The organism is Marinobacterium marisflavi (assembly GCF_982447095.1).
Genome location: NZ_OZ457898.1, coordinates 2,526,475 through 2,550,849, shown reverse-complemented (window position 1 = coordinate 2,550,849; position 24,375 = coordinate 2,526,475). Strand labels below are relative to the sequence as shown.

24 protein-coding genes are annotated in these 24,375 nt (G+C 53.0%); 13 read left to right on the top strand and 11 right to left on the bottom strand.

Annotated features, from left to right (window positions below; genetic code table 11):
* Positions 1–211 precede the first annotated feature (211 nt).
* Positions 212–580: a hypothetical protein gene (locus AC1WNR_RS12605; protein WP_481644844.1), complete on the bottom strand. Its 369-nt coding sequence runs from the start codon at positions 578–580 to the stop codon at positions 212–214.
* 341 nt (positions 581–921) lie between these two features.
* Here AC1WNR_RS12605 and AC1WNR_RS12600 point away from each other — a divergent pair, with 341 nt between their 5' ends.
* Both AC1WNR_RS12600 and AC1WNR_RS12595 read left to right on the top strand, forming a co-directional pair.
* Positions 922–1,194, top strand: coding sequence for a hypothetical protein (locus tag AC1WNR_RS12600; RefSeq protein WP_481644843.1), 273 nt, complete (start codon positions 922–924; stop codon positions 1,192–1,194).
* 19 nt (positions 1,195–1,213) lie between these two features.
* On the top strand, positions 1,214–2,107 hold the full coding sequence (locus AC1WNR_RS12595) for a putative metalloprotease CJM1_0395 family protein (protein ID WP_481644842.1): 894 nt from the start codon (positions 1,214–1,216) through the stop codon (positions 2,105–2,107).
* Between the two features lie 31 nt (positions 2,108–2,138).
* Here AC1WNR_RS12595 and AC1WNR_RS12590 read toward each other — a convergent pair whose 3' ends face one another.
* The 4 genes from AC1WNR_RS12590 to xseA are packed head-to-tail and all read right to left on the bottom strand — an operon-like array spanning position 2,139 to position 5,757.
* Positions 2,139–2,897: an alpha/beta fold hydrolase gene (locus AC1WNR_RS12590; protein ID WP_481644841.1), complete on the bottom strand. Its 759-nt coding sequence runs from the start codon at positions 2,895–2,897 to the stop codon at positions 2,139–2,141.
* A gap of 3 nt (positions 2,898–2,900) precedes the next feature.
* Positions 2,901–3,527, bottom strand: coding sequence for a BamJ family beta-barrel-assembly machinery protein (bamJ, locus tag AC1WNR_RS12585; RefSeq protein ID WP_481644840.1), 627 nt, complete (start codon positions 3,525–3,527; stop codon positions 2,901–2,903).
* A gap of 56 nt (positions 3,528–3,583) precedes the next feature.
* Positions 3,584–4,405 (bottom strand): peptidoglycan DD-metalloendopeptidase family protein, encoded by an 822-nt coding sequence (locus AC1WNR_RS12580; RefSeq protein WP_481644839.1) that lies wholly within the window; start codon positions 4,403–4,405, stop codon positions 3,584–3,586.
* Between the two features lie 2 nt (positions 4,406–4,407).
* Positions 4,408–5,757: an exodeoxyribonuclease VII large subunit gene (gene xseA / locus AC1WNR_RS12575; protein WP_481644838.1), complete on the bottom strand. Its 1,350-nt coding sequence runs from the start codon at positions 5,755–5,757 to the stop codon at positions 4,408–4,410.
* A 158-nt stretch (positions 5,758–5,915) separates the two neighbouring features.
* Between xseA and guaB the strand changes: the two genes are divergently transcribed.
* The 5 genes from guaB to tadA all read left to right on the top strand — a co-directional run bounded on the left by guaB (position 5,916) and on the right by tadA (position 10,976).
* On the top strand, positions 5,916–7,385 hold the full coding sequence (guaB, locus tag AC1WNR_RS12570; protein ID WP_481644837.1) for an IMP dehydrogenase: 1,470 nt from the start codon (positions 5,916–5,918) through the stop codon (positions 7,383–7,385).
* A 107-nt stretch (positions 7,386–7,492) separates the two neighbouring features.
* Complete coding sequence (guaA, locus tag AC1WNR_RS12565) at positions 7,493–9,073, top strand: glutamine-hydrolyzing GMP synthase (protein ID WP_481644836.1); 1,581 nt, start codon at positions 7,493–7,495, stop codon at positions 9,071–9,073.
* A 199-nt stretch (positions 9,074–9,272) separates the two neighbouring features.
* Positions 9,273–9,854, top strand: a complete 582-nt coding sequence (locus AC1WNR_RS12560) for a hypothetical protein (protein ID WP_481644835.1) — start codon at positions 9,273–9,275, stop codon at positions 9,852–9,854.
* A 191-nt stretch (positions 9,855–10,045) separates the two neighbouring features.
* Complete coding sequence (locus AC1WNR_RS12555; protein ID WP_481644834.1) at positions 10,046–10,342, top strand: hypothetical protein; 297 nt, start codon at positions 10,046–10,048, stop codon at positions 10,340–10,342.
* 133 nt (positions 10,343–10,475) lie between these two features.
* On the top strand, positions 10,476–10,976 hold the full coding sequence (tadA, locus tag AC1WNR_RS12550; RefSeq protein ID WP_481644833.1) for a tRNA adenosine(34) deaminase TadA: 501 nt from the start codon (positions 10,476–10,478) through the stop codon (positions 10,974–10,976).
* Here the strand turns inward: tadA and mltF are convergent.
* On the bottom strand, positions 10,973–12,418 hold the full coding sequence (mltF, locus tag AC1WNR_RS12545; protein ID WP_481644832.1) for a membrane-bound lytic murein transglycosylase MltF: 1,446 nt from the start codon (positions 12,416–12,418) through the stop codon (positions 10,973–10,975). The two genes, tadA and mltF, sit on opposite strands and share 4 nt — an antisense overlap.
* A gap of 113 nt (positions 12,419–12,531) precedes the next feature.
* Between mltF and purL the strand changes: the two genes are divergently transcribed.
* Entirely contained in the window at positions 12,532–16,434 is a 3,903-nt protein-coding gene (gene purL, locus AC1WNR_RS12540; RefSeq protein ID WP_481644831.1) for a phosphoribosylformylglycinamidine synthase, read from the top strand.
* 384 nt (positions 16,435–16,818) lie between these two features.
* On the opposite strand, the gene AC1WNR_RS12535 is transcribed toward purL, so the two are convergent.
* The 4 genes from AC1WNR_RS12535 to AC1WNR_RS12520 all read right to left on the bottom strand — a co-directional run bounded on the left by AC1WNR_RS12535 (position 16,819) and on the right by AC1WNR_RS12520 (position 18,893).
* Positions 16,819–17,241, bottom strand: coding sequence for a DsrE family protein (locus AC1WNR_RS12535; RefSeq protein ID WP_481644830.1), 423 nt, complete (start codon positions 17,239–17,241; stop codon positions 16,819–16,821).
* An 87-nt stretch (positions 17,242–17,328) separates the two neighbouring features.
* Complete coding sequence (locus tag AC1WNR_RS12530; protein WP_481644829.1) at positions 17,329–17,925, bottom strand: OmpA family protein; 597 nt, start codon at positions 17,923–17,925, stop codon at positions 17,329–17,331.
* A 117-nt stretch (positions 17,926–18,042) separates the two neighbouring features.
* Entirely contained in the window at positions 18,043–18,342 is a 300-nt protein-coding gene (locus AC1WNR_RS12525) for a YciI family protein (RefSeq protein WP_481644828.1), read from the bottom strand.
* Positions 18,342–18,893: a septation protein A gene (locus tag AC1WNR_RS12520; RefSeq protein ID WP_481644827.1), complete on the bottom strand. Its 552-nt coding sequence runs from the start codon at positions 18,891–18,893 to the stop codon at positions 18,342–18,344. The genes AC1WNR_RS12525 and AC1WNR_RS12520 overlap by 1 nt, the downstream gene beginning before the upstream one ends.
* 82 nt (positions 18,894–18,975) lie before the next feature.
* Between AC1WNR_RS12520 and AC1WNR_RS12515 the strand changes: the two genes are divergently transcribed.
* The 3 genes from AC1WNR_RS12515 (at position 18,976) to AC1WNR_RS12505 (ending at position 21,905) form a co-directional block, all read left to right on the top strand.
* The gene (locus AC1WNR_RS12515) at positions 18,976–19,851 is read left to right on the top strand and encodes a PHP domain-containing protein (RefSeq protein ID WP_481644826.1); all 876 of its coding nucleotides are present in this window, start codon (positions 18,976–18,978) and stop codon (positions 19,849–19,851) included.
* 9 nt (positions 19,852–19,860) lie between these two features.
* Positions 19,861–20,478 carry an L-threonylcarbamoyladenylate synthase gene (locus AC1WNR_RS12510; protein ID WP_481644825.1) on the top strand — a complete coding sequence of 206 codons (618 nt, stop codon included), beginning with the start codon at positions 19,861–19,863 and terminating at the stop codon, positions 20,476–20,478.
* A gap of 179 nt (positions 20,479–20,657) precedes the next feature.
* Positions 20,658–21,905 carry an HDOD domain-containing protein gene (locus tag AC1WNR_RS12505; protein WP_481644824.1) on the top strand — a complete coding sequence of 416 codons (1,248 nt, stop codon included), beginning with the start codon at positions 20,658–20,660 and terminating at the stop codon, positions 21,903–21,905.
* A 3-nt stretch (positions 21,906–21,908) separates the two neighbouring features.
* Here AC1WNR_RS12505 and AC1WNR_RS12500 read toward each other — a convergent pair whose 3' ends face one another.
* Positions 21,909–22,802, bottom strand: a complete 894-nt coding sequence (locus AC1WNR_RS12500) for a LysR family transcriptional regulator (RefSeq protein WP_481644823.1) — start codon at positions 22,800–22,802, stop codon at positions 21,909–21,911.
* A gap of 97 nt (positions 22,803–22,899) precedes the next feature.
* Here AC1WNR_RS12500 and AC1WNR_RS12495 point away from each other — a divergent pair, with 97 nt between their 5' ends.
* Positions 22,900–23,487 carry an FMN-dependent NADH-azoreductase gene (locus AC1WNR_RS12495; RefSeq protein WP_481644822.1) on the top strand — a complete coding sequence of 196 codons (588 nt, stop codon included), beginning with the start codon at positions 22,900–22,902 and terminating at the stop codon, positions 23,485–23,487.
* Between the two features lie 27 nt (positions 23,488–23,514).
* Entirely contained in the window at positions 23,515–24,366 is an 852-nt protein-coding gene (locus tag AC1WNR_RS12490; RefSeq protein WP_481644821.1) for a pirin family protein, read from the top strand.
* Positions 24,367–24,375: the final 9 nt, after the last annotated feature.

The following is a 24,375-nucleotide window of genomic DNA, read 5'->3' as shown; positions in this document are numbered from 1 at the left end:
GCAGGCGATAGCGGTCAGAGCACCCTCTCCAGACCGTTGAAGGCCATGGATATGTTTATGGATGAACGGTATGCCGCGCGACGCAGGAGCAAGCGCGCGGCGGGCCGGAACGAAGCGACAGGGATGTGAAAAGCGTGCCTGAAGAGGTTGCCCTGATGGATTGTGCCCTCGCAACGTACGATGGCACTTCTCTTCCAAGGCCAGCCTTTTGTTAGAGATTTACGACCTGAGACTCGATAGCGCCGCGTAACTCCTGGTAGGCATCGACATTTTCTGGCGCGAAGTAGAGTTTGTAGTACACCTTCACACGGCGGCGTCCTACGCCCGCAGCTAGGCTCTCGTCAAAGGTGGCGTAGGTGTGAGTCATCTGTAGGTGAATAACGCGCGTGCCGGGCGCTTGATTGAACGGTCTGCCTTGGAGGTCGATACGTTCGCGCTCTGACTGCTGGGTGTAGAACGAGATCTCACCGATATGCGCAACGTTGATTATGAAGTCAGAGGTAACATCGTGAACCCAGTCCTTCTCCATGCCGTTGTGGCTAATTGAAATACCGCGATCTTTCTTAATCTTCAAAAACATTGAATCTCACCTTGGTTTAAAGCGCAGAAGTTACCGCTAAATTATGACAGGAATAGGACGGTATGTGGGAGGTTTCAACCAGTCTCCCTCGAATAAGCAGATGACAGTCGAGACACTTGCGGCTTAATGTCACCTAAGTTATTAAAATATATAGATATTTTTTGACAAAATGAGCTGAGTCGCTAAGCTGTACAGAAGGAAATAATATTCTCGTGCGCAGCCGTATCTGACACCAGCGAAAGCAGCAAGTGACTGGTGACAAGTGACCGGTGACAAGTAACAAGCAGGTATCGTCGTACGAGTGATTGGCAGGAAGTAAGGGGCTAATCGGAGAGAGTTCAATGGACGCAGTAGCGAATTTATCAGCAGCGAATTATCTGACTCAGACATCCAATACTGATGGTAGTCGTCGTACCTCTGAAATTCAGAGCAGTGGGACGGAATTTAGTCTGCAGGCTACATCCAATGAGGATCAAGCGACAGAGCAGGCGGTTGCGGAGTCAGCAGTCGATTCCGTAGAGGAGAGTTCAACAGCAAGTGTTGAGCTGGTAACACCCTCAGGTGGAGTCTCATCAGACACTCAATTGGGGAGTCTGATCAGCACTTCGGCCTGAAGTGATGTAGGAGGGTTGTATGATCACTCCAGCCGTATCACTCAATAGTATTCAACCGCGTAACCCGGTTCAGGAGCTTACGCTCACATCCACGCGCTCTGAATCATCATCGGATCTCACTCAGGTTGAGCGTCCTTCTCAATCCGCGATTCTTCCGGCACAGGTTGTCTCTGTAACAACTTTGAGCGAAGAGGTGGCGCCAACCGATGAGAATGAGGCATCCGTTAGCGATAGAGCACTCGGTGCGCAGGACTCTAGTTTTTCTACACCCGATCCGGCAGAGGCCGCGCAGATCCGAGAATTGGTGGCGCGTGATCGTGAGGTCCGTCAGCATGAATTAGCGCATAAGAGCGCTGCAGGCAGTTTGGCCGGCGCGATCAGTTTCGATTATCAGCGCGGACCTGATGGTAAGCTCTACGCTGTGGGTGGCGAGGTCGATATTCGCACGACGCCGGCATCCAGTGACCCGGCGGATGTGGTTGCCTATGCCGAACAGGTGATTCGGGCGGCTCTTGCACCGGCAGAGCCCTCTAGCCAGGATCGTCAGGTGGCAGCGCAAGCACGAGCGATGTTGGCTGAAGCACAAGCCGAGCTAGCTGGGGCTCGGAGTGAGGCCCAGAGCGATACGACATCAGATGATGCGCCTGATTCAGATGCTGGCCGCGAGAGTCTTGAGACCACCCTGTTCGCTGAGAGCCAGTCTGGGGCGAGCAGGGACGATGAGTCTAAAGCGGAAGATATTCAAGAAGGAATCGCTGAGACGCGTGAGCGAACAGCAGAATCCTTAGCCGAATTCCAGCAGACGATGAACGAGGTTAATCAGCGTTTGGTCGAGGTGAACCAACGTCTAGCTGAGCTGGGCGTGTTGGAAGAGATCTATCAGACCGGTAGCGTACTGACGGAACGCGCTTAACGCTCCCTACATTCCATCCGGCTCTAGACCATCAACTGGTCAGAAAACGTGTTACTAGGCGTAGAAAGGTTTCTGGTTTCTCCGCATGTGGCCAGTGGCCAGCATCGCTGATGATCTTCAGCTGTACATCTGAAAAGCGCTCAGTGACTGCCTGCTGATACTCATTCAGTAGGTAGTTGGAATTTGCCCCTTTGATGAAGAGGGTCGGTCGAGAGAAAGAGCCATTAGCTGGTGCGGCTGCGATATGAGGGTACTGGCGCTCAAGCGTGGTAAAATTAGCGCGCCACCTGAAAGAGCCCTCTTCGCGGTAGAGATTCTTCAGCAGAAATGCACGCACAGCTGCCGATTCTACCTGTTGGCTGAGCTGCTGATCCGCGTCGCTGCGACTCTTAATCGCTTGCAGATTGATCGCTGCAATGCCGGCGAATACATCGGTGTGATGTGGCGGGTATTGCACGGGTGCAATATCAACTACGATCAGCTTATCAACCCGAGCTGGGTAGGTGAGGGCAAACTCAATTGCCACTTTGCCGCCCATTGAGTGGCCAAGGATCGAGACTGTCTCAAGCTCTAAACTATCCAATAGCTGAGCCAAATCAGACGCCATCAGAGGGTAGGAGTGCTCGTCAGAGTGCGGAGATCGACCATGATTGCGCAGGTCTGGTGCGATGACATCCCAGTGTTCAGCTAGCGCTTTAACACTGGCACCCAAATTTTCCCAAGTGCCGAAAAGCCCATGCAGAATAACCAGCGGACGTCCCTGTCCGCTGCGGTGATAGTGCAGTTGCATCGCTTAGAGGATGTCCAGCAGCTCTACGTCAAATACTAGAGTTGAGTACGGTGGGATGCCGCCGGGTGAGCCCTGTGCGCCGTATGCTAGATTGTATGGAATGTAGAGTTTCCATTTCGCGCCAACATTCATCAGCTGCAGTGCTTCAGTCCAACCAGAGATAACGCCGCCTACTGGGAATTCAGCTGGCTGACCGCGCTCGTAAGAGCTATCGAAGGTACGACCGTCGATGAAGGTGCCGTGATAGTGAACACGCACTTTTGACTGGTGCTGTGGCTTGTCGCTGCTCGCGTCGCCCGCTTCAATCACTTCATACTGCAGGCCTGATTCGGTCACGGTGATCTCGTCACGCTTAGCGTTGGTCTCGAGGTACTTCTGACCCTCTTCAGCCTGTGCTTTTGCTTCCGCCTCTTGCTCAGCGCGCAGACGCTCTGTCAGTTCGTTGAAAGCTGCCTGTAGATCTTCAGCGTCGATGCGCAGCGCCTCGCCGTTGAATGCATCTTTTAGGCCCAGCGCAGCGGCTTCGATGTCTGCGCCTTTAAAACCGTTCTGAGCCAGCTGGTCGCCCATCTGACGGCCGATGCCGTAGCTAGCACGCTGTTCAACGGTATCGAGTTTTACTTCGCTCATTATCTGTCCGTTTCTGTGTGAGTGGAAAAAAGAGGCCGCAGATTACCATAGGCAGATCAGTTTTGCTGAACGAACAGCAGCGGATCGACACGGGTGTTATTCAGGCTGACTCCCCAGTGTAGATGCGGTCCGGTAACGCGGCCGGTTTTGCCAACTAAACCGATCAGGTCACCTGTCTCTAGTTTCTGTCCAAGCTCCACGGAGATCTCACTCATATGGCAGTACATCGTCGAGAGACCGTGGCCGTGGTCAACGATGATGGTGTTGCCGTTAAAGAAGTAGTGTCCCTTGGCGGTAACTACACCGGGTGCAGCGGCCGTGATTGGAGAACCGTCAGGAGCGGCAATATCTAGGCCTGAGTGGGGCGAGCGTGGTTGATCGTTATAGAAGCGTTTCAGTCCAAAGGCGCTGGAGTAGGGGCCTTGGGCTGGCATCGCTAACTTAGTCACCGCCACACTCGGCTCGCTCCACTGTTTATAGGCGGCTTTCTGTTCTGCGGATTCGCGACGCCAGCGCTCAACCTGTTTAGGATCCGGCTCGACATATTTTTTCTGCTTGATCTTCAGGCGCTGCTCTGGGTATTCCTTGCCTGAGATACCAAAGCTCATCGGATTGCCGTTTACACTTAACTTTTGTGCTTCGGAGGTTTTGGCACTTAGCGGTATACCGACAACCGCAGTCCAGCCACTACCACTCTCCCTTGGGACCACCATCACACGGTTGCCCTGGTAATCAACTTTTGGGGGCTGGTCTGACGCGGGTAGATCGATCAGCGCTACGCCGCCGGGTACGCGAGACTCGGCTGGCAGAGCCCAGCTTAAACCACTCCATATCAGCAGCGTGGGGAGTAAGGCGAATATCGCGGCTAACTTTCTCATGATCAATCTCCGTTGTTGGTAGCGGGTTCGATGTCGGTTACTTCAGCGCTGAAGGCGCCGGACTGCAGTCTCACTCTGACTGCGGAGCCAGTTCTGAGCTGTCGGGCATCTCGTACCAATTCGCCGCTGTCGGTCTGCGTCAGTGAGTAGCCGCGCTCAAGAGTTGCTAGAGGGCTAATGGCGTTAAGGCGTCCTACTTTTTGGCCCAGCTGTAGGCGTCTACGCTCGATTAACGCATCGATACGGGTAGCGAGGCGCGCGTGCAAGTCGCTCAGGCGCTCTCGCTGTTTACCCAGCAGACGAACGGGGTTCTGCAGCTCGAGCCTTGCGCTAGCAGCAGCTAAACGCTGACGGCGAAGCTCGAACCGGCGTTGGATTGCCCGCTGCAGGCGCATCTCCAGATCATCGCAACGCTGCTGCTGTTCGCGGATACGATCGCCCGGGTGGCGCATCTGGCGGCGCAGTGCCGCTAGACGTTCGCGCTGGCGTTTCAGTTGCCAGTCGAAGCGCCGTTGTAGCCCTTGCTGTAGTTGGGTCAGGCGCTGTTGGATTTGACGCTGATCGGGGCTGAGCAGCTCAGCAGCTGCTGTAGGCGTGGGTGCACGTAGGTCAGCCACCATATCGCTGATCGAAAAGTCCACTTCATGGCCCACCGCTGAAACCACCGGAATGTCGGATGCGATGATGGCGCGAGCGACGCGCTCCTCGTTGAATGGCCAGAGATCCTCGAGCGAACCGCCGCCACGACCCACAATGAGAACATCAGCTTCGGCATGACGATTAGCCAAGCTAATCGCTGCTACGATCTGATCAGCCGCTTCGGTGCCCTGCACAAGTGTTGGATATAGATTGACCTGAAGGCCGGGGTAACGTCTCTCAAATGCAGTCAGAATATCGTGTAGTGCAGCACCGGTAGCCGAGGTTACCACGCCGACTGTTCGCGGATGGGTGGGTATGGGGCGTTTGCGCTCTTGGGCAAACAGGCCTTCGGCCTGTAGACGAGCTTTGAGCTGATCAAAAGCTTGCTGTAGTTGACCTTGGCCATCCTCCTGCATCGCATCGACGATCAGCTGAAAATCGCCACGCCCCTCGTACAGGCTAACTTTCGCGGTGCAAAGTACTTGCGATCCCTCTTGCGGGCGAAAGCGCACTTGGGCGTTGCGCCCTCTAAACATGGCGCAGCGCACTTGGGCACGCTCGTCCTTCAACGTGAAGTACCAGTGCCCCGAGCTGGCACGCACCATATTACTGATTTCGCCCGTTACGCGCAGCGACATAAACGAGTGTTCGAGCAGGGACTTTGCCTGCCGATTAAGCTCGCTGACGCTGATTGATTTTGTGTTTGAATTCATAGACTCATCTTAACCAGCTTCGACCCTGTCGAACAGGGTTTGTCAGTTAAAACCGGTCCGGTGGTGATCGCAGGTTTTACGCGCTTGAGATTGAATGCGGGCGTAGTTTTTTATATAATCGCGCGCTTAATTTTTTCCCCAAGATTGCAGGTTTTCTCATGTTACGAGTTATCGAAGAAGCGTTGACCTATGATGACGTTCTATTGGTCCCCGCTTACTCTGAAGTACTGCCTAATAACGTCGAGCTGAAAACCCAACTGACAAAAGGGATCAGCCTCAACATCCCCGTAGTGTCCGCCGCAATGGATACGGTAACCGAGGGCCGCTTGGCAATTGCTATGGCGCAGGAGGGTGGTATCGGTATCATCCATAAGAACCTGACTCCAGAGCAGCAGGCTGACGAAGTACGCCGCGTTAAAAAATATGAGTCGGGCATCGTATCCGATCCAGTTACCTGTACCCCTGATACCACGGTGGGTCAGATTCGTGAGCTCTCCGCGCGTGTTGGCTTCTCTGGTTTTCCTGTGGTTGATGACGGTGAGTTGGTCGGTATCGTAACAAGCCGTGATGTGCGCTTTGAGAGCGATGCTGACGCCAAAGTCTACAGCATCATGACGCCAAAAGAGCGTCTGGTTACTGTGCGCGAAGACGAAGATGAGTCGGTTATCAGTGAGTTGTTGCGCAAGCATCGTATTGAAAAAATCCTGATGGTTGACGACAAGTTTGCTCTTGCCGGCATGGTTACCGTTAAGGATATGAAGAAAGCGCAGAAGTATCCGAATGCTGCCAAAGATAGCCGCGGTCGTCTGATTGTTGGCGCAGCTGTGGGTACTGGTGCCGAGACCGAGTCTCGTGTCCGCGCTCTGGTTGACGCGGGCGTTGACCTGATCGTCGTCGACACGGCACATGGCCATTCAAAAGGTGTAATTGATCGCGTGCGTTGGGTTAAAGAGACCTTCCCGCAGGTGCAGGTTGTTGGCGGTAACATCGCGACTGCCGATGCTGCCATCGCGTTGGCTGATGCTGGTGCCGACGGTGTGAAAGTGGGTATTGGTCCAGGTTCTATCTGTACTACCCGTATCGTTGCAGGTATCGGTGTGCCGCAGATCAGTGCGGTCGCCAATGTTGCTGCAGCGCTTAAAGAGCGTGGCGTGCCGCTGATTGCTGATGGTGGTATCCGCTTCTCAGGCGATATTGCGAAAGCGATCGCAGCTGGAGCATCTGCTGTCATGGTTGGCTCGATGCTGGCCGGTACCGATGAGGCACCGGGCGAAGTTGAACTTTTCCAAGGTCGTGCCTTCAAGTCGTACCGCGGTATGGGTTCTCTTGGAGCGATGTCGGGTTCGACTGGCTCATCTGACCGTTACTTCCAGGATGCTAAGGCTGGCGAAGATAAGTTGGTGCCTGAGGGTATCGAAGGTCGTGTGCCGTGTAAGGGACCTCTGGCAGGCGTTATCCATCAGTTGATGGGCGGTCTGCGCGCTTCTATGGGCTACACCGGTTCAGCCAACATTGAAACCATGCGTACCGAACCTAAGTTTGTGCGCATCACCAATGCTGGTATGAGTGAGAGCCACGTTCATGACGTTAGCATCACTAAAGAGGCGCCGAACTACCGTATTCGTTAAGAGCCTAGGGTAGCGCCAGAAACACTTATTCAAGTGGGGTAGTTGAAAGCTGAACTGCCCCATTTTTTATTTACGGGCTAGATTCGCCCCTCGGTGGAGTCACTGAAATGAGTCTCGATATTCATGCACAGCGTATTCTGATTCTCGACTTTGGATCGCAGTACACACAACTAATTGCACGCCGCGTGCGTGAGATCGGCGTTTACTCTGAGATTTACGCTTGGGATATGGATGAGGCAGAGATTCGCGCATTCAACCCTAAGGGGATCATTCTTGCAGGTGGCCCTGAGTCAGTGACTCAACTTGACTCGCCACGTGCACCGCAGGTGGTGTTCGATCTGGGTGTGCCAGTGCTGGGTATCTGCTACGGCATGCAGACAATGGCTGAACAGTTAGGCGGAAAGGTAGCGAGCTCCGATGAGCGTGAGTTTGGTTACGCTCGAGTAAGCCTCTCTGATAGCCCGAGCCGCCTGTTAGAAGGTATTGAGGATCACATCGCCAACAATGGTGTGCTCTCTCTAGATGTTTGGATGAGCCACGGTGATAAGGTGGTTGAGATGCCGGAGGGCTTCCACTGTATCGCGTCAACTGAATCTGCACCGGTAGCGGCTATGTGCGATCCGGCACGCCAGCTTTTCGGCGTGCAGTTCCATCCTGAAGTGACTCACACCAAGCAGGGTCTGCGTATCCTAGAGCGTTTCGTGCGTGAAGTCTGTGGCACAGAAGCTCTCTGGACAGCGGCAAATATTATTGAAGATATGATTGAGCGTGTTCAGGCACAGGTAGGTACAGACAAAGTTCTTCTGGGCCTTTCTGGTGGCGTCGACTCATCCGTCGTGGCAGCGCTGCTGCATAAGGCGATTGGTGACAAGCTGACCTGTGTTTTCGTTGATAACGGCCTGTTGCGAAAAGCTGAGGGCGATCAGGTTATGGATATGTTCGCCAAGAATATGGGCGTACGTGTTATTCGTGCCGATGCTGAAGAGATGTTCCTTGGTCGCCTAAACGGTGAGAACGATCCTGAAGCCAAGCGTAAGATCATTGGTAACACCTTTATCGAGGTGTTTGACCAAGAGGCGGCCAAACTCCAAGACTGTCGATTCCTCGCTCAGGGTACAATCTACCCCGATGTGATTGAATCTGCTGCATCGAAAACTGGAAAGGCGCATGTTATAAAGTCGCACCACAATGTCGGTGGTCTGCCTGAAGATATGGCGTTTGAACTGGTAGAGCCGCTGCGCGAGTTGTTCAAGGACGAGGTACGTAAGATCGGCCTTGAGCTGGGTCTGCCGTACGATATGGTCTACCGTCACCCATTCCCTGGTCCTGGCTTGGGTGTGCGTATCCTTGGTGAAGTGAAGAAAGAGTATGCCGATATCCTGCGTGAAGCTGATGCGATCTTTATCGAGGAGCTTCACAAGGCTGACTGGTACCACAAAACCAGCCAGGCTTTTGCCGTGTTCCTGCCGGTTAAGTCTGTTGGTGTGGTCGGCGATGGCCGGCGTTACGAGTATGTCATTGCACTGCGTGCCGTTGAGACAATCGACTTTATGACGGCTCGTTGGGCGCATTTGCCATACGAGTTACTTGAGACGGTTTCGAGCCGTATTATCAATGAAATTGCTCAGGTTTCGCGCGTGACTTACGACGTTTCGTCGAAGCCGCCTGCAACGATTGAGTGGGAATAATCGAAACTCCCTGACAAAAAAGCCCGCTTTTGCGGGCTTTTTTGTGTTTATTTAATGTCTTTCTATGTCCATTAACATGAAATATTTGCAATCGGTTGCAGGGGTGTTGACGCGGAGTTTTCTTGATCTAGGGGGGCTAGGTTGATTGTCCATGTCGTAGGACTTGCCCTGTTTTTTGACGAAAATAGCGTCAAAATTCTTGAGATACCTACAGTCAACTATTATCTTCCAACTGGGCATGTATGCAGTGTTGATGCTCGCTTTTTTGGTGCAGGTCAATATCATCTTTCCGATCGAGCAGATGGTTGTTAGCTCAGGTGTCGTGAGCTTAGTGAGCCTGCTGTTTATCCCGTTCGGTTTTAAAGTGATATTCGCCGCCTTTGGTGGCGCCGCAGCGATTGTTCCGATCTTTTTCGCCCACGCTACGATGGATCTCTATTTCGGTAAAAGTCTATCTGAAGTCGCGCTATACGGCGCTCTAGGGGCTTTCGTGGTCTACTTTCCGATCGTGCTTTTCAACTTCAGTCGCGAACGCCCTCTATTTGGTCGTCTTGATCTGTCACAGGGTAATTACAACATAGCGCGTATCATTCTGCTGTTGGCTTTCATCGCTACCATTCTCAATTCCGTTATTCATTCGACTATTCACCAAGGTTTGCAAATAGATCTTTTGGCCTTCCGCTATGTAACCGGTGATCTCGGAGGTACGGTTGCGGTGTTGCTGCTGTTGGTTCTATTTAAACGTCAGTTTATTCGTCTCAGTCATCGTTTGGTCGAATAATTCCTCATCCAAGCCATCAGGCTCGATCATTCGCTAAGTTGAATCTGTTTCATATAGTGGACATCCTTCCGAGTAGCTTCGTACTACTTCCGTGCTATTCTTACTCCTGTAATGAAGATTAAGAAGCGCTGCTGGTTGCTTTATGGCAATTACAAGCAGAAAACTTCAGCAGGTACTCAAGGAGAGACCGTATGAGCAGTTTGAGATTTTTTCTGGACCTTCTTCGTTTGATCGACTCGACCGCCCGTGAGCTTGGGGTAGAGGGTCTGACCGAAGCTGACCGTCAGGTACTAAATGTGCTGTGGAAAGTAGCTGATCAAAACTCTGGCGAGGCTGCACTTAGCTACGAGCGTTTTCTTGAGAACGAAGTGGAGGAGGGTTCAGTCTCCCGTTCACAGTTCTTCAAGTCGCTGAAAAAGCTTGAAGATTGCAAGCTGATTGAGCGCGTTGCTGGCCCACGTAGCTCGCGTTACAAGCTGAACGTCTAAGTTCACTGAAACGCTCTGTCGAGAAGGCTCCCAAGTTATGGGGGCCTTTTTTCGTTATGATGAGTACGCCATACTTTGGGACTTAAGAGGGTGGATCGTCCTCAGTTGAACTAGTGATAGTAACGGAACCCTGATGAGTAGAGTTCAGGAACCAGGCCAAGAGCTGGTTCAAGGTCAAGACCAATACTGGATGGAGCAGGCGCTGCTGTTGGCAGAGCAGGCTGCCGAGGCGGGAGAGGTCCCTGTCGGGGCTCTTCTGGTACTTGATGGTGAGGTTATTGGTAAGGGGTTTAATTCGCCAATCAGTGGGGTCGACCCGACGGCACATGCAGAGATCAACGCTATTCGTGAGGCAGCGACCAAAATCGATAACTACCGGTTACTCGATACAACTCTCTACGTAACACTCGAACCCTGCGCAATGTGTGCTGGCGCATTGGTGCACGCGCGCGTTGGGCGGGTGGTTTATGGTGCATCCGAGCCAAAAGCGGGTGCGCTGGAGAGTCGGCAGAATTTTCTTAGCAGTCCTTGGCTTAATCACCGAGTAGAGCAGGTTGGAGGCGTGCTAGCTGATCGCTGTTCACAACAGCTAAGTGACTTTTTTAAGCAGCGACGCGCTCAGCGTAAAGGCTAATCCGGCATTTTGATGGGGAGTTTTCGAATGTCCGCAAGCAGTGCCTCGGTCGGCAGTATCTTCTGATACTGTTTAATATTTTCAACATAACCAACCGCTTCGTTCCCCCGCGCTTGCCCGTAGCGGGTCATTGAGTAGTACTCCTCCTGTTCAAGCTTGGGGAGGTGTTTGGCAACGTCACTCCAGAGGTCTGCGTTGTCACCTGCGCGCTGTGTCAGAATACGCGCGTCTTCAAGATGACCGAAGCCGATGTTGTAGGCGGCCAGTGCGAAGTAGGTTCGGTCCGGTTCTGCGATTCGCTCGGGTATTTTCGCTTTTACCTTGCGCAGATACTTGGCCCCGCCGATGATGCTTTCGCGGGCATTGGTACGATCGGCTACTCCGACATCCTGTGCCGCGTCTTTAGTCAGCATCATAATGCCGCGCACACCGGTAGGTGATACGGCATCGGCCCTCCAGTGTGACTCTTGATAGGCTACGGCAGCCAGAAACAGAGGATCGTAGCCAGTCTGTGCAGCCGCTTCAGCGAAGTGGGGGCGTAGTTCGGTGTAACGTTGCTCCACGCCTTCACGAAATGAGGTGGTATCGAAATAGTTGAGTGGGTTAGATTGAGGGGGCGGCGCTGCCTCCAATTTAGTTAGCAGATCCTTTGTTTGATCGATTCCAAAGAAGAGGTTGGCTCGCTCGAGCAGACTCTCATCTTGGCTGGGGCCGAAGTACCAACTGATCGGTAGCTCCCCATCGACTTCGAAAGCGAGAGCAAGCTCTGGATGATAGGAGGCATAGGTCTTCCAAAGTGATGCGGGAACAATTGTGAGCTGTGAGTCGCGATTCTGCAACCGAGTCAGCAGATCAAGACGATTGGTGTTGGTGAGCTCGCGAACTCGCAAATTGTTTGAACCGTCTAATTGGCTCCGCAGTTCGTTTTCTATCAGGTTTGCGAGGTAGCTACTCTCTCCTGAGTCCACCAATACCTCTATCTTCATATCCTTTGCTTCCGATATTGAGGCGGGCGGAGTATAACCCTGCTGCACGCGATAGATAGCCACAAGGCTCTCGTTGCGGTAGATCGGCCCTGAGTTGTGCTCTAGGTCTCTTTCAGGGAGTTTTGCTAGATTTGCCGCTAACAGGTCAACTTCTCGCGAATCGAGCTTCTGAAACAACCGCTTGGGGTCAGTCGCGATCTCTATCTCCAGTTTAACGCCGAGGAAGTCAGCAAAGCTTTGTGCCAGCTGATACTCATAACCCTGGGGTTGGTCGCGATCGAAATAGTAGGTCATTGGGGAGTTGAGTGTCGCAACTCTCAGTGTGCCGCGTTCGATGATGCGCTCAATCTGGGTTTTCGAGTTCAAACCCGCCAGAACAATCCAGAAGGTAAGCAGCAGAATACCGCCAACGTAGATCGCTTGGCGCAGATGAGGTGTTCGACGCGATTGAAACATTAGGGGACTACGAGCCTCCAACCAGTTTTGGGCTCCCTTATTGACGCAGTTTGCGATAAAATTACGCGCTTTCCAACGCCTGATTTCAGGAATCTTAAGAGGTTCGTACCAAGATGCTCGTATTGCGTGGAGCTCCAGCTCTCTCAGCCTTCCGTCACGCCAAACTTCTGAACGCTGTTCAGTCGCGTGTAGCTAAAGTCACTGACTTGTATGCTGAGTTTATCCACTTCGCCGAAGTCACTCGTGACCTCTCTTCTGAAGAGTCTGAAATTCTTGGTCGATTGCTGCGTTATGGCCCGAAAGCTGAGCCACATGAACCTCAGGGTCAGCTCCAGTTAGTGGTACCGCGTCCGGGTACTATCTCGCCCTGGTCGAGTAAAGCGACTGACATTGCTCATAACTGTGGTCTTGAAGCGGTACACCGACTTGAGCGTGGCGTTGCCTACTACATCAGCGCCGAGTCTGAGCTCAGCGCAGACGAGTTAAACGCGGTCAGTGCGGCCTTGCACGATCGCATGGTTGAGGTTGTGTTTGAACAGATGGAGCAGGGCGCTTCGCTATTCAGCCATGAAGAGCCTCGTCCAATGTCTCGCGTTGAAATCCTGGCGGGCGGTCGTCCAGCTTTAGAGGCAGCAAACGTCTCACTGGGCCTAGCGTTAGCGGACGATGAGATCGACTATCTGGTGCAGGCGTTCCAGGAGTTGGGCCGCGATCCAAGTGATGTTGAGCTGATGATGTTTGCTCAGGCGAACTCAGAGCACTGTCGCCATAAGATCTTCAACGCGTCATGGGATATCGATGGCGAAGCGCAGCAGAAGTCGCTCTTCGGCATGATCAAAAACACCTATGAAATGGCCGGTGACCGAGTTCTTTCGGCGTATAAAGATAACGCTGCAGTTATTGAGGGTTCAGTTGCTGCACGCTTTTTCCCTAACCCAGAGTCCAAGGCTTACGGCTTCAGTGAAGAGCCTGTGCACATTCTGATGAAGGTGGAGACTCACAACCACCCCACTGCGATCGCCCCATTCTCGGGTGCCGCTACAGGTTCTGGTGGTGAAATACGTGACGAAGGTGCAACTGGCCGCGGTGCTAAGCCCAAAGCGGGTCTGACTGGTTTTACTGTTTCCGATCTTAACATTCCGGGCTTCGAACAGCCGTGGGAGTCTAAGTATGGCAAGCCAGAGCGCATTGTCTCTGCGCTCGATATTATGATTGAAGGTCCAATTGGTGGCGCCGCGTTTAACAACGAATTCGGCCGTCCCAACCTTAACGGTTATTTCCGTACCTTCGAGCAGAAGGTAAACGGCGCAAACGGCGAAGAGGTTCGCGGTTACCACAAGCCGATTATGTTGGCTGGCGGCATGGGTAACATCCGTGCTGACCACGTAGAGAAAGGCGAAATCGAGGTCGGTGCAAAACTGATCTGCCTGGGTGGCCCGGCAATGCTTATCGGCTTGGGTGGCGGTGCTGCCTCATCGATGGCCTCAGGTAGCTCTTCTGCAGATCTGGATTTCGCGTCAGTACAGCGTGGTAACCCAGAGATGGAGCGTCGTTGTCAGGAAGTTATTGATCAGTGCTGGCAGTTGGGTGACGCCAATCCGATCGCCTTTATCCACGATGTGGGTGCCGGTGGTCTGTCGAACGCTTTTCCTGAGCTGGTTAAAGATGGCGGCCGCGGCGGCGATTTTGCGCTGCGTAAGGTTAACAACGATGAGCCAGGTATGGCGCCGCTAGAGATCTGGTGTAACGAAGCGCAGGAGCGCTACGTCATGGCTGTCTCTCCTGAAAACATGGCGCGTTTCGAGGCTATCTGTGAGCGTGAGCGTTGCCCATATGCGGTTGTCGGCACGGCAACTGAAGAGCATCACCTGACGCTGGGTGATACACACTTTGAAAATAAACCGGTCGATCTGCCGATGTCGGTTCTTTTCGGCAAGCCGCCAAAAATGCACCGTTCGGTTAACCGTGCGGCCTATGAAGTGAGTGAATTTGATTGCTCTAAGATTGAACTGGCAGACGCCGTAGAGCGCGTGATGAAGCTGCCCGCAGTTGCCTCTAAGTCATTCCTTATAACCATCGGTGATCGCTCGATTACCGGCCAGGTTGTGCGCGACCAGATGGTTGGCCCTTGGCAGGTGCCTGTAGCTGACTGTGCCGTGACTACAACCGGCTTCAATGCATACACTGGCGAAGCCATGGCAATGGGCGAGCGCACACCGTTGGCACTCGTCGATGGTCCTGCGTCAGGTCGTATGGCGATCGGTGAGACCCTGACCAACATGGCGGGCACGCCCATTAGTGCGGTTGAGGATATCAAACTATCTGCTAACTGGATGTGTGCTGCGGGCCACCCAGGTGAAGATGAGAAACTCTACGACACTGTTCGCGCGGTAGGTATGGAGCTCTGTCCACAGCTTGGAATCACGATTCCGGTGGGCAAGGACTCAATGTCTATGCGTACCGTCTGGCAGGATGGTGATGAGCAGAAGAGCGTTACCGCGCCACTCTCCTTGGTTATCTCTGGCTTCGCGCCTGTAACTGACGTGCGTAAAGTCCTGACACCTCAGCTACGCACCGATCTGGGCGACACTGATTTGATCCTGCTGGATATCGGTGCCGGCCAAAATCGCATGGGCCTCTCTGCGCTGGCGCAGGTCTACAACGAAGTCGGTCAGACCGTCCCAGACCTTGATGATGCCGAGACCTTCGCAACCTTCTTTGCGGCGGTACAGGAGCTTAACAATCAGGGCCTGCTGCTGGCGTATCATGACCGTGCTGACGGTGGTCTGTTTGCGACTCTGGCTGAGATGGCCTTTGCTGGCCGTACTGGTCTGGACATCAGCCTGGATCTCATCGCGCAGGATCGTGCCGACGTTGCCGCCGCACTCTTCAATGAAGAGCTGGGCGCGGTAATTCAGGTGAAGCGTGAGAACACTGAGCAGGTGCTGACCGAGCTATCTGCTGCAGGTCTGGGTGATATCGCTGCTGTTATCGGCGCACCAAACCCGGACGATTGCGTCACCCTGAGCTTTGATGATGAAGAGATCTACACTGAACGCCGTGTAACACTGCAGCGTTGGTGGGCCGAGACCTCCTACCGTGTGCAGTCACTGCGCGATAACTCAGAGTGCGCTCAGCAGGAGTTTGATGCGCTGCTCGATGCTGAAGATCCAGGGCTGAATGTCTCTCTGACCTTCGATCAGAATGACAATGTTGCTGCACCGTATATCTCAACAGGTACGCGCCCGCAGATGGCTATCCTGCGTGAGCAGGGTGTAAACGGTCAGATTGAGATGGCAGCTGCCTTCGATCGCGCCGGCTTCAACGCCGTTGATGTTCACATGAGCGACATCCTCAGTGGTCGCATCTCGCTGGATCAGTTCAAAGGTCTGGTTGCTTGTGGCGGCTTCTCTTACGGTGACGTGCTTGGGGCTGGTGAGGGCTGGGCTAAATCGGTGCTGTTCAACCCACTTGCTCGTGATCAGTTCAGCGCTTTCTTTGAGCGCCAAGATAGCTTCGCCCTGGGTGTATGTAACGGCTGTCAGATGCTTTCTAACCTACACGAGCTCATCCCTGGTGCAGACCTCTGGCCACACTTCGTGCGCAATAACTCTGAGCAGTTTGAAGCGCGTGTTGCCATGGTTGAAGTGCAGAAGTCAGACTCGCTATTCCTCGACGGCATGGCTGGCTCACGTATGCCAATCGCTGTCGCTCACGGTGAAGGTCGAGCAGAGTTCGCTGATCAGACCCATCTGGCTAATCTCAGTGACTCCGGAACTATCGCCCTGCGCTATGTGGATAACCGGGGTAACGCGACCGAGACCTACCCGGCTAACCCGAACGGTTCGCCTGCAGGTATCACCGGTGTGACCACGCGCGATGGCCGCGTCACCATCATGATGCCGCACCCAGAGCGTGTCTTCCGCGCAGTGCAGAACTCTTGGGCACCGGACGAGTGGTCGGAAGATGGCGCTTGGATACGAATGTTCCGAAACGCGCGCAAGTGGGTTGGTTAATCCTCACGCAGATCAAACGGCGACTTCTTAGTCGCCGTTTTTGTTTCTGCGATTCGCTGATCGCCTACCCGGAAGGGGTGGTCGGGAGACGCTATAAATACATCCATGTACGCTTCGTGTTTTCATCCCTGAAAACAAGACTCCCGACCACCCCTTCCGGGCAGGGCTCTCCTAAGTTTCTGCAGTAATAATGTATTCAACCAAGGAGTTCGGTTTAACTCTCTGGGCCTATGAACCACTCGCGAGCGTGGCTATTTGGAGTATGGGGTAGCCACCGGGGAGGGGTAGTTGGAAGTCTTGACAGCAGGGATGCTGTCACGAAGCGTACATGGACGTATTTACCGCGTCTTCCAACTATTCCTCCCCGGTGAGCCAGTCACAAATCTAAGGGCGGACGTAGAAATAGCCTTGTTGTTGGAGTTTGATAATCGCGGGTAGGCCGGCCTGGACAACATCTTCGGCATTAACGTCGTATAGGTCTTCATAGGTGATATTGTAGCCAGTCAGTGTGTTGCCGCATATGATGAATTGGACACCATTGAAGCGGGCAGCATCAAGCGTTATCTGCAGGCCGTCATCGTCAACTGCATTCATAAAGATCTCAACTGCCTCGCCGTGGACCATGGCTTTGAGGTCTATTTGATCCTCACCCACCGCCGCAATATGGTTGGCCATGTTAGCGAGCGTTGCGCTGAAGCGACTCATATCTTTGTAGTTGATGTGATAAACGACTTTTTGGGGGGCGTACTCATCGGCAACTGCCAAACTTGTCGAGAGAGCGAAGATAAGGCTGATTAGATAGCGCATAGTCGACAACCTCTAACGGAAAATCTCTGTTGTATACTCAATTAAAAAAGCCGGCATTAGCCGGCTTCTTCGTAACAGCGTTTCGGCTTACTCGTATACGATCTTGCCTACGGTGCTGTTTACAGTCACGTCTACACGACGGTCTGGGCGCAGACATGCAATCAGCTGTGCACCTGAACCAGTACAGTTAGCAACTGGAGCGTTCTCACCCATAGCGCGAGTAACGATCTTGTCAGCGGCAACACCACCTTCAACCAGCTTCGCTGCAACCGCATCGGCGCGACGCTGTGACAGTGCAAAGTTGTAGCCTGCATCACCCAGTGGGTCAGCGTGGCCAGTCAGCTCTACAGAGTTCAGTGTCTGCTGTGAGTTGATGTAGTCAACGATGTTGCTAGTACGACCGACAACAGTGCTGTCGAAGTCAAAGTACAGTGCGTAAGTTTTGGTCATGTCTTCGGTCATGTACTTAGGTGCTGGTTCAGCAGCCATTTCAGCTTCACCACCACACTCTGGTGCTACGTAGTCGGCAGTCCAGTTTGGTGTTTTCCAGCAATCGCCAGAGCCATTTGTGATCACGTAACCATCAGTGGCGTGAGTCGCGTAGCCTGGCTTGTCGCCATGAGCCATCGCTGCAGTAGAGCCGACCATCAGGGCAAGGCTAGCTGCGAGAGCAATCTTTTTCATACTATAAGTTCCTTTTGTATTGAGTAAGGACCAAGGATACAAACTGGTGCAGCCTATTAGACACTGTTATTCCTTAATCTAGGTTAAACAATAGCCTAAATCAGAATTTTTTGTAGTCTAAGGCAAAACTTTTTTAAACGGCTTTACTTTTACGCTTTGGTAAACACCCGCTTCTACGTAGGGATCTGCATCAGCCCAGGCTTGAGCCGCTTCTAAAGAGGCGAATTCGGCTACCACAAGGCTACCACTGAAGCCTGCATCTGCCGGGTCTTCGCTATCAATAGCTGGGTGTGGACCGGCGATCATAAGACGTCCTTCGTCAGCCAGTGTTTTCAAACGATCAACGTGCGCCGGACGCACGCTCATGCGACGCTCCAGAGAGTTGGGAATATCCTCAGAGATTATGGCGTAGTACATCAGTTTCTAGCCTCCTGTTCCGGCTCTTTTGCGTGGCGCGAGATGTATACACCCTGCGCGATGATAAATACAAAGGTGAGACCCAGCATGCCAAATAGCTTGAAGTTGACCCAGGTCTCCTCGCTGAAACTATAAGCGACGTAGATGTTAACGATACCCAGTGCAATAAAGAAAACCACCCAGATTAGATTCAAGCGTCGCCAGATCTGCTGAGGTAGTTCGATGCTCGAGCCCATCAAACGCTCTACCACGGTCTTCTTGCCGATAAACTTGGTCCCCAAGAAGCCAACGGCAAACAACCAGTTAACAACGGTCGGTTTCCACTGTATGAACGCTTTGTCTTGGAACAGTAGCGTGGCGCCACCGAGTAACACGACGAGTGCTAAGGTAACGAGCTGCATGGTTTCGATTTTTTTCTGCACTCTCCAGGTGTAAAGCATCTGCAGCAGCGTGGCTGGAATCAGCACAGCAGTGGCGATCAAAATATCGCCGGTGTATTTATAAACCGCGAAAAAGACGATAACCGGTAAAAAATCGAGTAATATTTTCATTATAGATATCCAGTGTTGCTGTTTATCGGGCCGGACTCAGGCTAACAGAGTAAGGCCATGACAGTTGGGGGAGTATAAGAGTTTGTTACAACAGAGTGAAACCGAGATGAACGCCGGGCCGCATTTTGATCTGCACATGCACAGCAGTGCCTCAGACGGTGCATTGCCACCGGCGGAGGTGATGCAGCGTGCAGCGGCTGCCGGTGTTGAGCTCATTGCGCTGACTGATCATGATACGCTGGATGGCTTGGACGAGGCGCGAGTCGCTGCAGAGTCTCAGGGTATGCGATTTGTTAATGGTGTTGAATTAACGGCTGATTGGCGCGGGCGTGTTATTCATTTGGTGGGCCTTAACTTCGATGCGCAGGCCCCGGCCTTTGAGGCCTACATGCAAAACTTGATGACACTGCGAGATGATCGGGCCCGAGTAATCGCGCAGAAACTCGAGAAACGCGGCTTGGGATCTAATCTGTATGAGCTCGCTCGGGAGCAGGCGGGTGATACACAGATTGGTCGGCCACACTTCGCCAAAGCGTTGATGCAGTTGGGTAAGGTAGGCTCGATGCAAGAGGCGTTTGACGCCTATCTCGGACAGGGCACGATTGGCGATGTGAAAGCGACCTGGCCTAGCTATAGTGAAGCTATCAAACTGATTACCAACGCTGGCGGTATGGTTGTGCTGGCGCACCCTACGAAATACAACTTCACCTTCACTAAGATCCGTGAGTTGATGACTGATCTGTTAGAGGCCGGTGCAATCGGCTTAGAGGTGAGCTTTCCAGGAGTTACACCGGGTCATCAGCACGAATTAATCAAGCTGGCGCAGCAGCGCCAGTGTTATGTTTCCGCAGGCAGTGATTTCCACTCCCCGGACCAGCGCTGGACTTCTCTTGGGCGCTACCCTGAATTTAAAGCAGAGCGCCTGATCTCAGAGCGGTTGCTTGCGGCCAGTGCCTAAGGAGGCCTAGTGAGCCAATTCTTTCAGATTCACCCTGAAAACCCGCAAAAACGACTTATTCACCAGGCTGTTGAGATCATCCATAAAGGTGGGGTTGTTGTCTATCCAACGGATTCGGCTTATGCGCTTGGCTGTCACCTGGGTGATAAGAAGGCGATGGAGCGTATTCAGCGCATTAGACAGTTGGATGACAAACACAACTTTACGTTGGTGTGCCGAGATCTGTCAGAAATTGGTACTTACGCCAAGGTGGGTAACTCAGTATTTCGTTTTATCAAGGCACACACACCGGGCGCATACACTTACATACTCAATGGCACGACCGAGGTGCCGCGACGCTTGATGCACCCTAAACGGCGAACTATTGGTATTCGGATTCCTGACAATGCAATCGCGCTGGCCCTTGCCGAGGAGCTCGGTGAGCCGATTATGAGTACTTCTTTGATTCTTCCCGGGGACGACCTGCCTCTCACCGACCCTTATGATATTCGTGATCTTCTGCAGTCTCAGGTCGATCTCATTATCGATGGTGGCTACTGTGGAATGGAGGCGACCACGGTTGTCGACCTAACCGATGAAGAGGTCCGTGTCGTGCGCGAGGGCGCGGGGTCAATCGAAAATTTCTGATCAACAGTCGCGAATGTCGCAACTGTAGATCGCTCCTGCATGAGTTGAATTAATATACCGGGAAGCCGCTCTCAAAACTGCTAGCCTTTAGTTATCAATTTCTAGTCAAAGCGCTCCGCTCGCCACCGCGAAAAGACGAAGCGCGACTGGCTGCTAGCGACAGTTTGGAGAGTTCAGCGATGGGTGAAAACACTCAGGCTCGATCTAAGGTACTTTTTTGCGACCCGTCCGGTAGCTTTATGCACTGGACGGAGGATATGAAACGCGCCGGGTGTAATTGGGATATAGAGCGTTTCGATAACTTGCAGGCAGGTCTGCAGATGCTTGCGTCTCGTCGCTACGATGCGATTGTCGTGGCGGCTCCTGCGACGCCGGACCGCGAAGTTGGGTATTTGCGTCAGGTAATGCAGGCTGCGCCCCATTGCGTGCGTGTACTTTTTACGCCTGTTCTCTCCTCAAACTACTTAGTAAAGGCGCTGGATGTGGTGCATCGCGTCTGTCTAAATTCAAACTCCTTCGAGGAGACAGTCGCGCTGGTCGATCAGGCTATCGCCTCCAACAGGATGCTGTCACACGAGAAAGTGCGCCGTTCTATGGCGGCCTTCAAGCAGCTCCCCTCGCCACCTTCGATCTTCCATGAGTTGACCCGACAATTAAACTCAGAGCGCACAACCTCAGAACACATCTCAAATGTTGTTGCGAAAGATCCTGCGTTGACAGCGCGGTTACTGCGAATTGTGAACTCTAGCTATTTTGGACTGCGCAACCCGGTCAGCAATATCCAGCAAGCTGTGACACTGATTGGAACACGAACCCTCCGCGGACTGGCGCTCGCCGGTCATTTTGGGCGTCACTATAAAGATGCGAAGGGCTGGGGGCTCTTCTCCCTCGAGGCCCTACAGGCGCGTTCACTGATGGTTGCTCGGCTAGCTCAGACGTTGGCTAAGGTTGCCACCAAAGATCCTCTAGTACGCGATCAGGCATTCCTCGCGGGACTGTTATTAGATATTGGGATGGTGATGCTGGCGACAGAGCAGGGCGAGGCGTACACCAAGATCTTTGGCTACGCTGCCAAGCATCAGCAGTCGCTCGATTTGGTAGAGATGAAGGCTTTCGGAGTGACTCACGCTCAACTGGGTGCCAACCTGCTAACCCAGTGGAACCTTCCACCGATGGTGGTTGATGCGGTGCTTTATCACCATCGTCCCGGTGATTATTTCCAAAACGGCCTAACACCGATGGCAATCGCGCACGCCGCTGATGCTCTGCTGCCGCCACTCGAAGCTCGTGTCGATGTGCGTATCAATGCGGAGCTGGATAGAGAGTTTTTGATTCGTGCAGGACTCGACGAGTTGTTGCCAAAATGGAAAATGGAAGCCAATGGCTTCCGTTTACAGGCTGAGCGCTCGGTTTCTGGGTCTGTTTGATGATCAGCGCTGGTGTGGGCACTGTTGTGCTACGACTTGCTTAATCAGCTTACCCAACTCGATAACACCGGCACTAGTGTATTCGCCATTCGTCAGTATCAAGTGAAGTTGAGCGTTGCGACGTGCACCCTCAATCAGAGGTAGCTCTACTAAGCGGCCAGAGTCTATATGATCTTGCACTTTCAGCTCTGGCAACCAAGCGAAACCTAATCCCTCGATTACAGCATTGATGGAGAGTTCGATGCTATCAACGCTCCAGCGTTGATAGGCTCCCAGCCAACCGTCATCTAAATTGCGTTGTCCCGAGTCTTTCACAACTATTTGTCGATAGGGTCGCAGGTCTTCTAAGCCTAGTTGGTTGCCGCTTTGAACGAGTGTATGGTCAGGTGCAGCTACAGCGATGAACTCTATTGTACTGAGAGGTTCACCGGTATAACCTGGTGGAACTCGACCTCCAATAACTAGATCAGCCCTGCGCTGGAGTATCGCCTCCTCAGTTCCGCTCAGCACCGATTGTCGAAGCTCTATCCTGGTCTGCGGTTGAGCTTGAGAAAACTCTTTTAGAGCCTCGAATATCACTGATTCAGGAAAGATCGCTTCAACTTGAAGACGAATTAACGGCTCAGCTCCCTCGCCGTACTGAATCGCTAGCTCCTCGGTGAGTGCTGCGCGGTTAAGAAGATCGCGAGCATGCCTGACGAGTACCTCGCCGGTATCTGTGAGCTTTGCTTTACGTCCCTCCATCCTGAAAAGAGTCACACCGAGTTGATCCTCGATTTTCTGTATTGCGTAACTCAGCGTGGATTGGCTCTTGCGCAATGATTCCGCGCCCTGAGCGTAACCACCCTGATCTACCACGGCTATGAGCGCCTGCCACTGTTCTAATGTGATGTTCATAATCAGTTTTTTCGATCTAATTAAGCGATATTTAGCTATTTATTATCGAAAGTGTAGATCAAATAATAAATAAAATGAAAATCATCGGGAGATACACATGAAAACACTACTTCACGTTAAAAGCAGTCTGTTTGGCGATCAGGGGCAGTCAGCGCAGTTGGCGGGCTCATTCATTAGCCGTTGGACACAGGAAAATCCAGATTCGAGCGTTATCGAGCGAGATCTGGCTGCAGATCCGGTACCACATCTGGATGCATTCCGCATGGGAGCACTGAATACGCCAGAAGCTGATCGTTCGCAAGAGCAGCAGGCTGTTGTGGAATTGGCTGATCAGCTTCTGGCTGAGGTCAAAGCAGCTGACGTTATCGTCATCGGTCTGCCAATGTACAACTTCAGCGTGCCATCACAACTTAAGTCTTGGTTTGATCACCTAGCGCGTGCCGGCGTGACCTTCCAGTACACTGAAACGGGTGTGCAGGGGTTGATCGAAGATCGTCCTGTCTACCTGATCTCAACCCGCGGCGGAGTATATGGTGACGAGGGCTCTAATATGCAGATCAGCTACGTCAAGCAACTGCTCAGTTTCATGGGCCTTAACAGCCAGCAGCTTGTAGTTGCCGAAGGTCTTGCAATGGATGATCATCGAGACGCAGCACTCGAGAAAGCGCGCGCAGCGCTGGCCTAACGGCCCTAACTAAGTCAGGAGAGTTCGATGAGAAGTCGAGGCATAAAACGTCGCATTGCCGGTCGTGACTCAATGGATGGGGCAGGCGTGCGCATCAAGCGTAGTGTTGGTGCCTCACAATTCGCGCGCATAGATCCATTCTTGATGCTCGATAACTTCTCATCGGACAACCCGGACGATTACATTGCAGGTTTTCCTGCGCATCCGCACCGCGGGTTCGAAACCGTCACCTACATGATCGAGGGGCGTATGCGCCACCGTGATCATATGGGTAATGAGGGTATTCTGCGCTCCGGTGGCGTGCAGTGGATGACTGCCGGTCGTGGCGTCATTCACGAAGAGATGCCAGAGCAGGAGGAGGGGCTGATGAGCGGCTTCCAGCTCTGGATCAACCTACCCGCAGCGGAGAAGATGAAGCCCGCTGCCTATCAAAACATTGAACCTGAAGAGGTTGCCGAATTTGATGCAGCTGAGGGGGTTCATGTTCGCCTCGTTGCAGGTCAATTAATGGATATTGGGGGCAGCAGCCAGGTAGGCCCTGTCAACGGAATCAGCCGTCAGCCGCTGTTTGCAGAAATACAGATGCAACCCAATACCCGTTACACCCTGCCGGTGCCGGCTGAGTTGAGCGGTTTTGTCTACCTGTTTGAGGGCGGTGCTCGGTTGCCGAATGAGCCCCTCAATCTCGCTGAAGCGGCTGAGCTTGATGGTGGTGATCAGGTTGATCTGCAAGCTGGTATGGGCGGTGCGCGCCTACTCATTGTTGCGGCTAAAGCTATTGGTGAGCCTATCGCTCAATATGGCCCCTTTGTGATGAACACCCATGATGAGATTGAACAAGCGATCAGCGACTATCAGGCTAACCGACTGACGGGCTAGTCTCTTTTC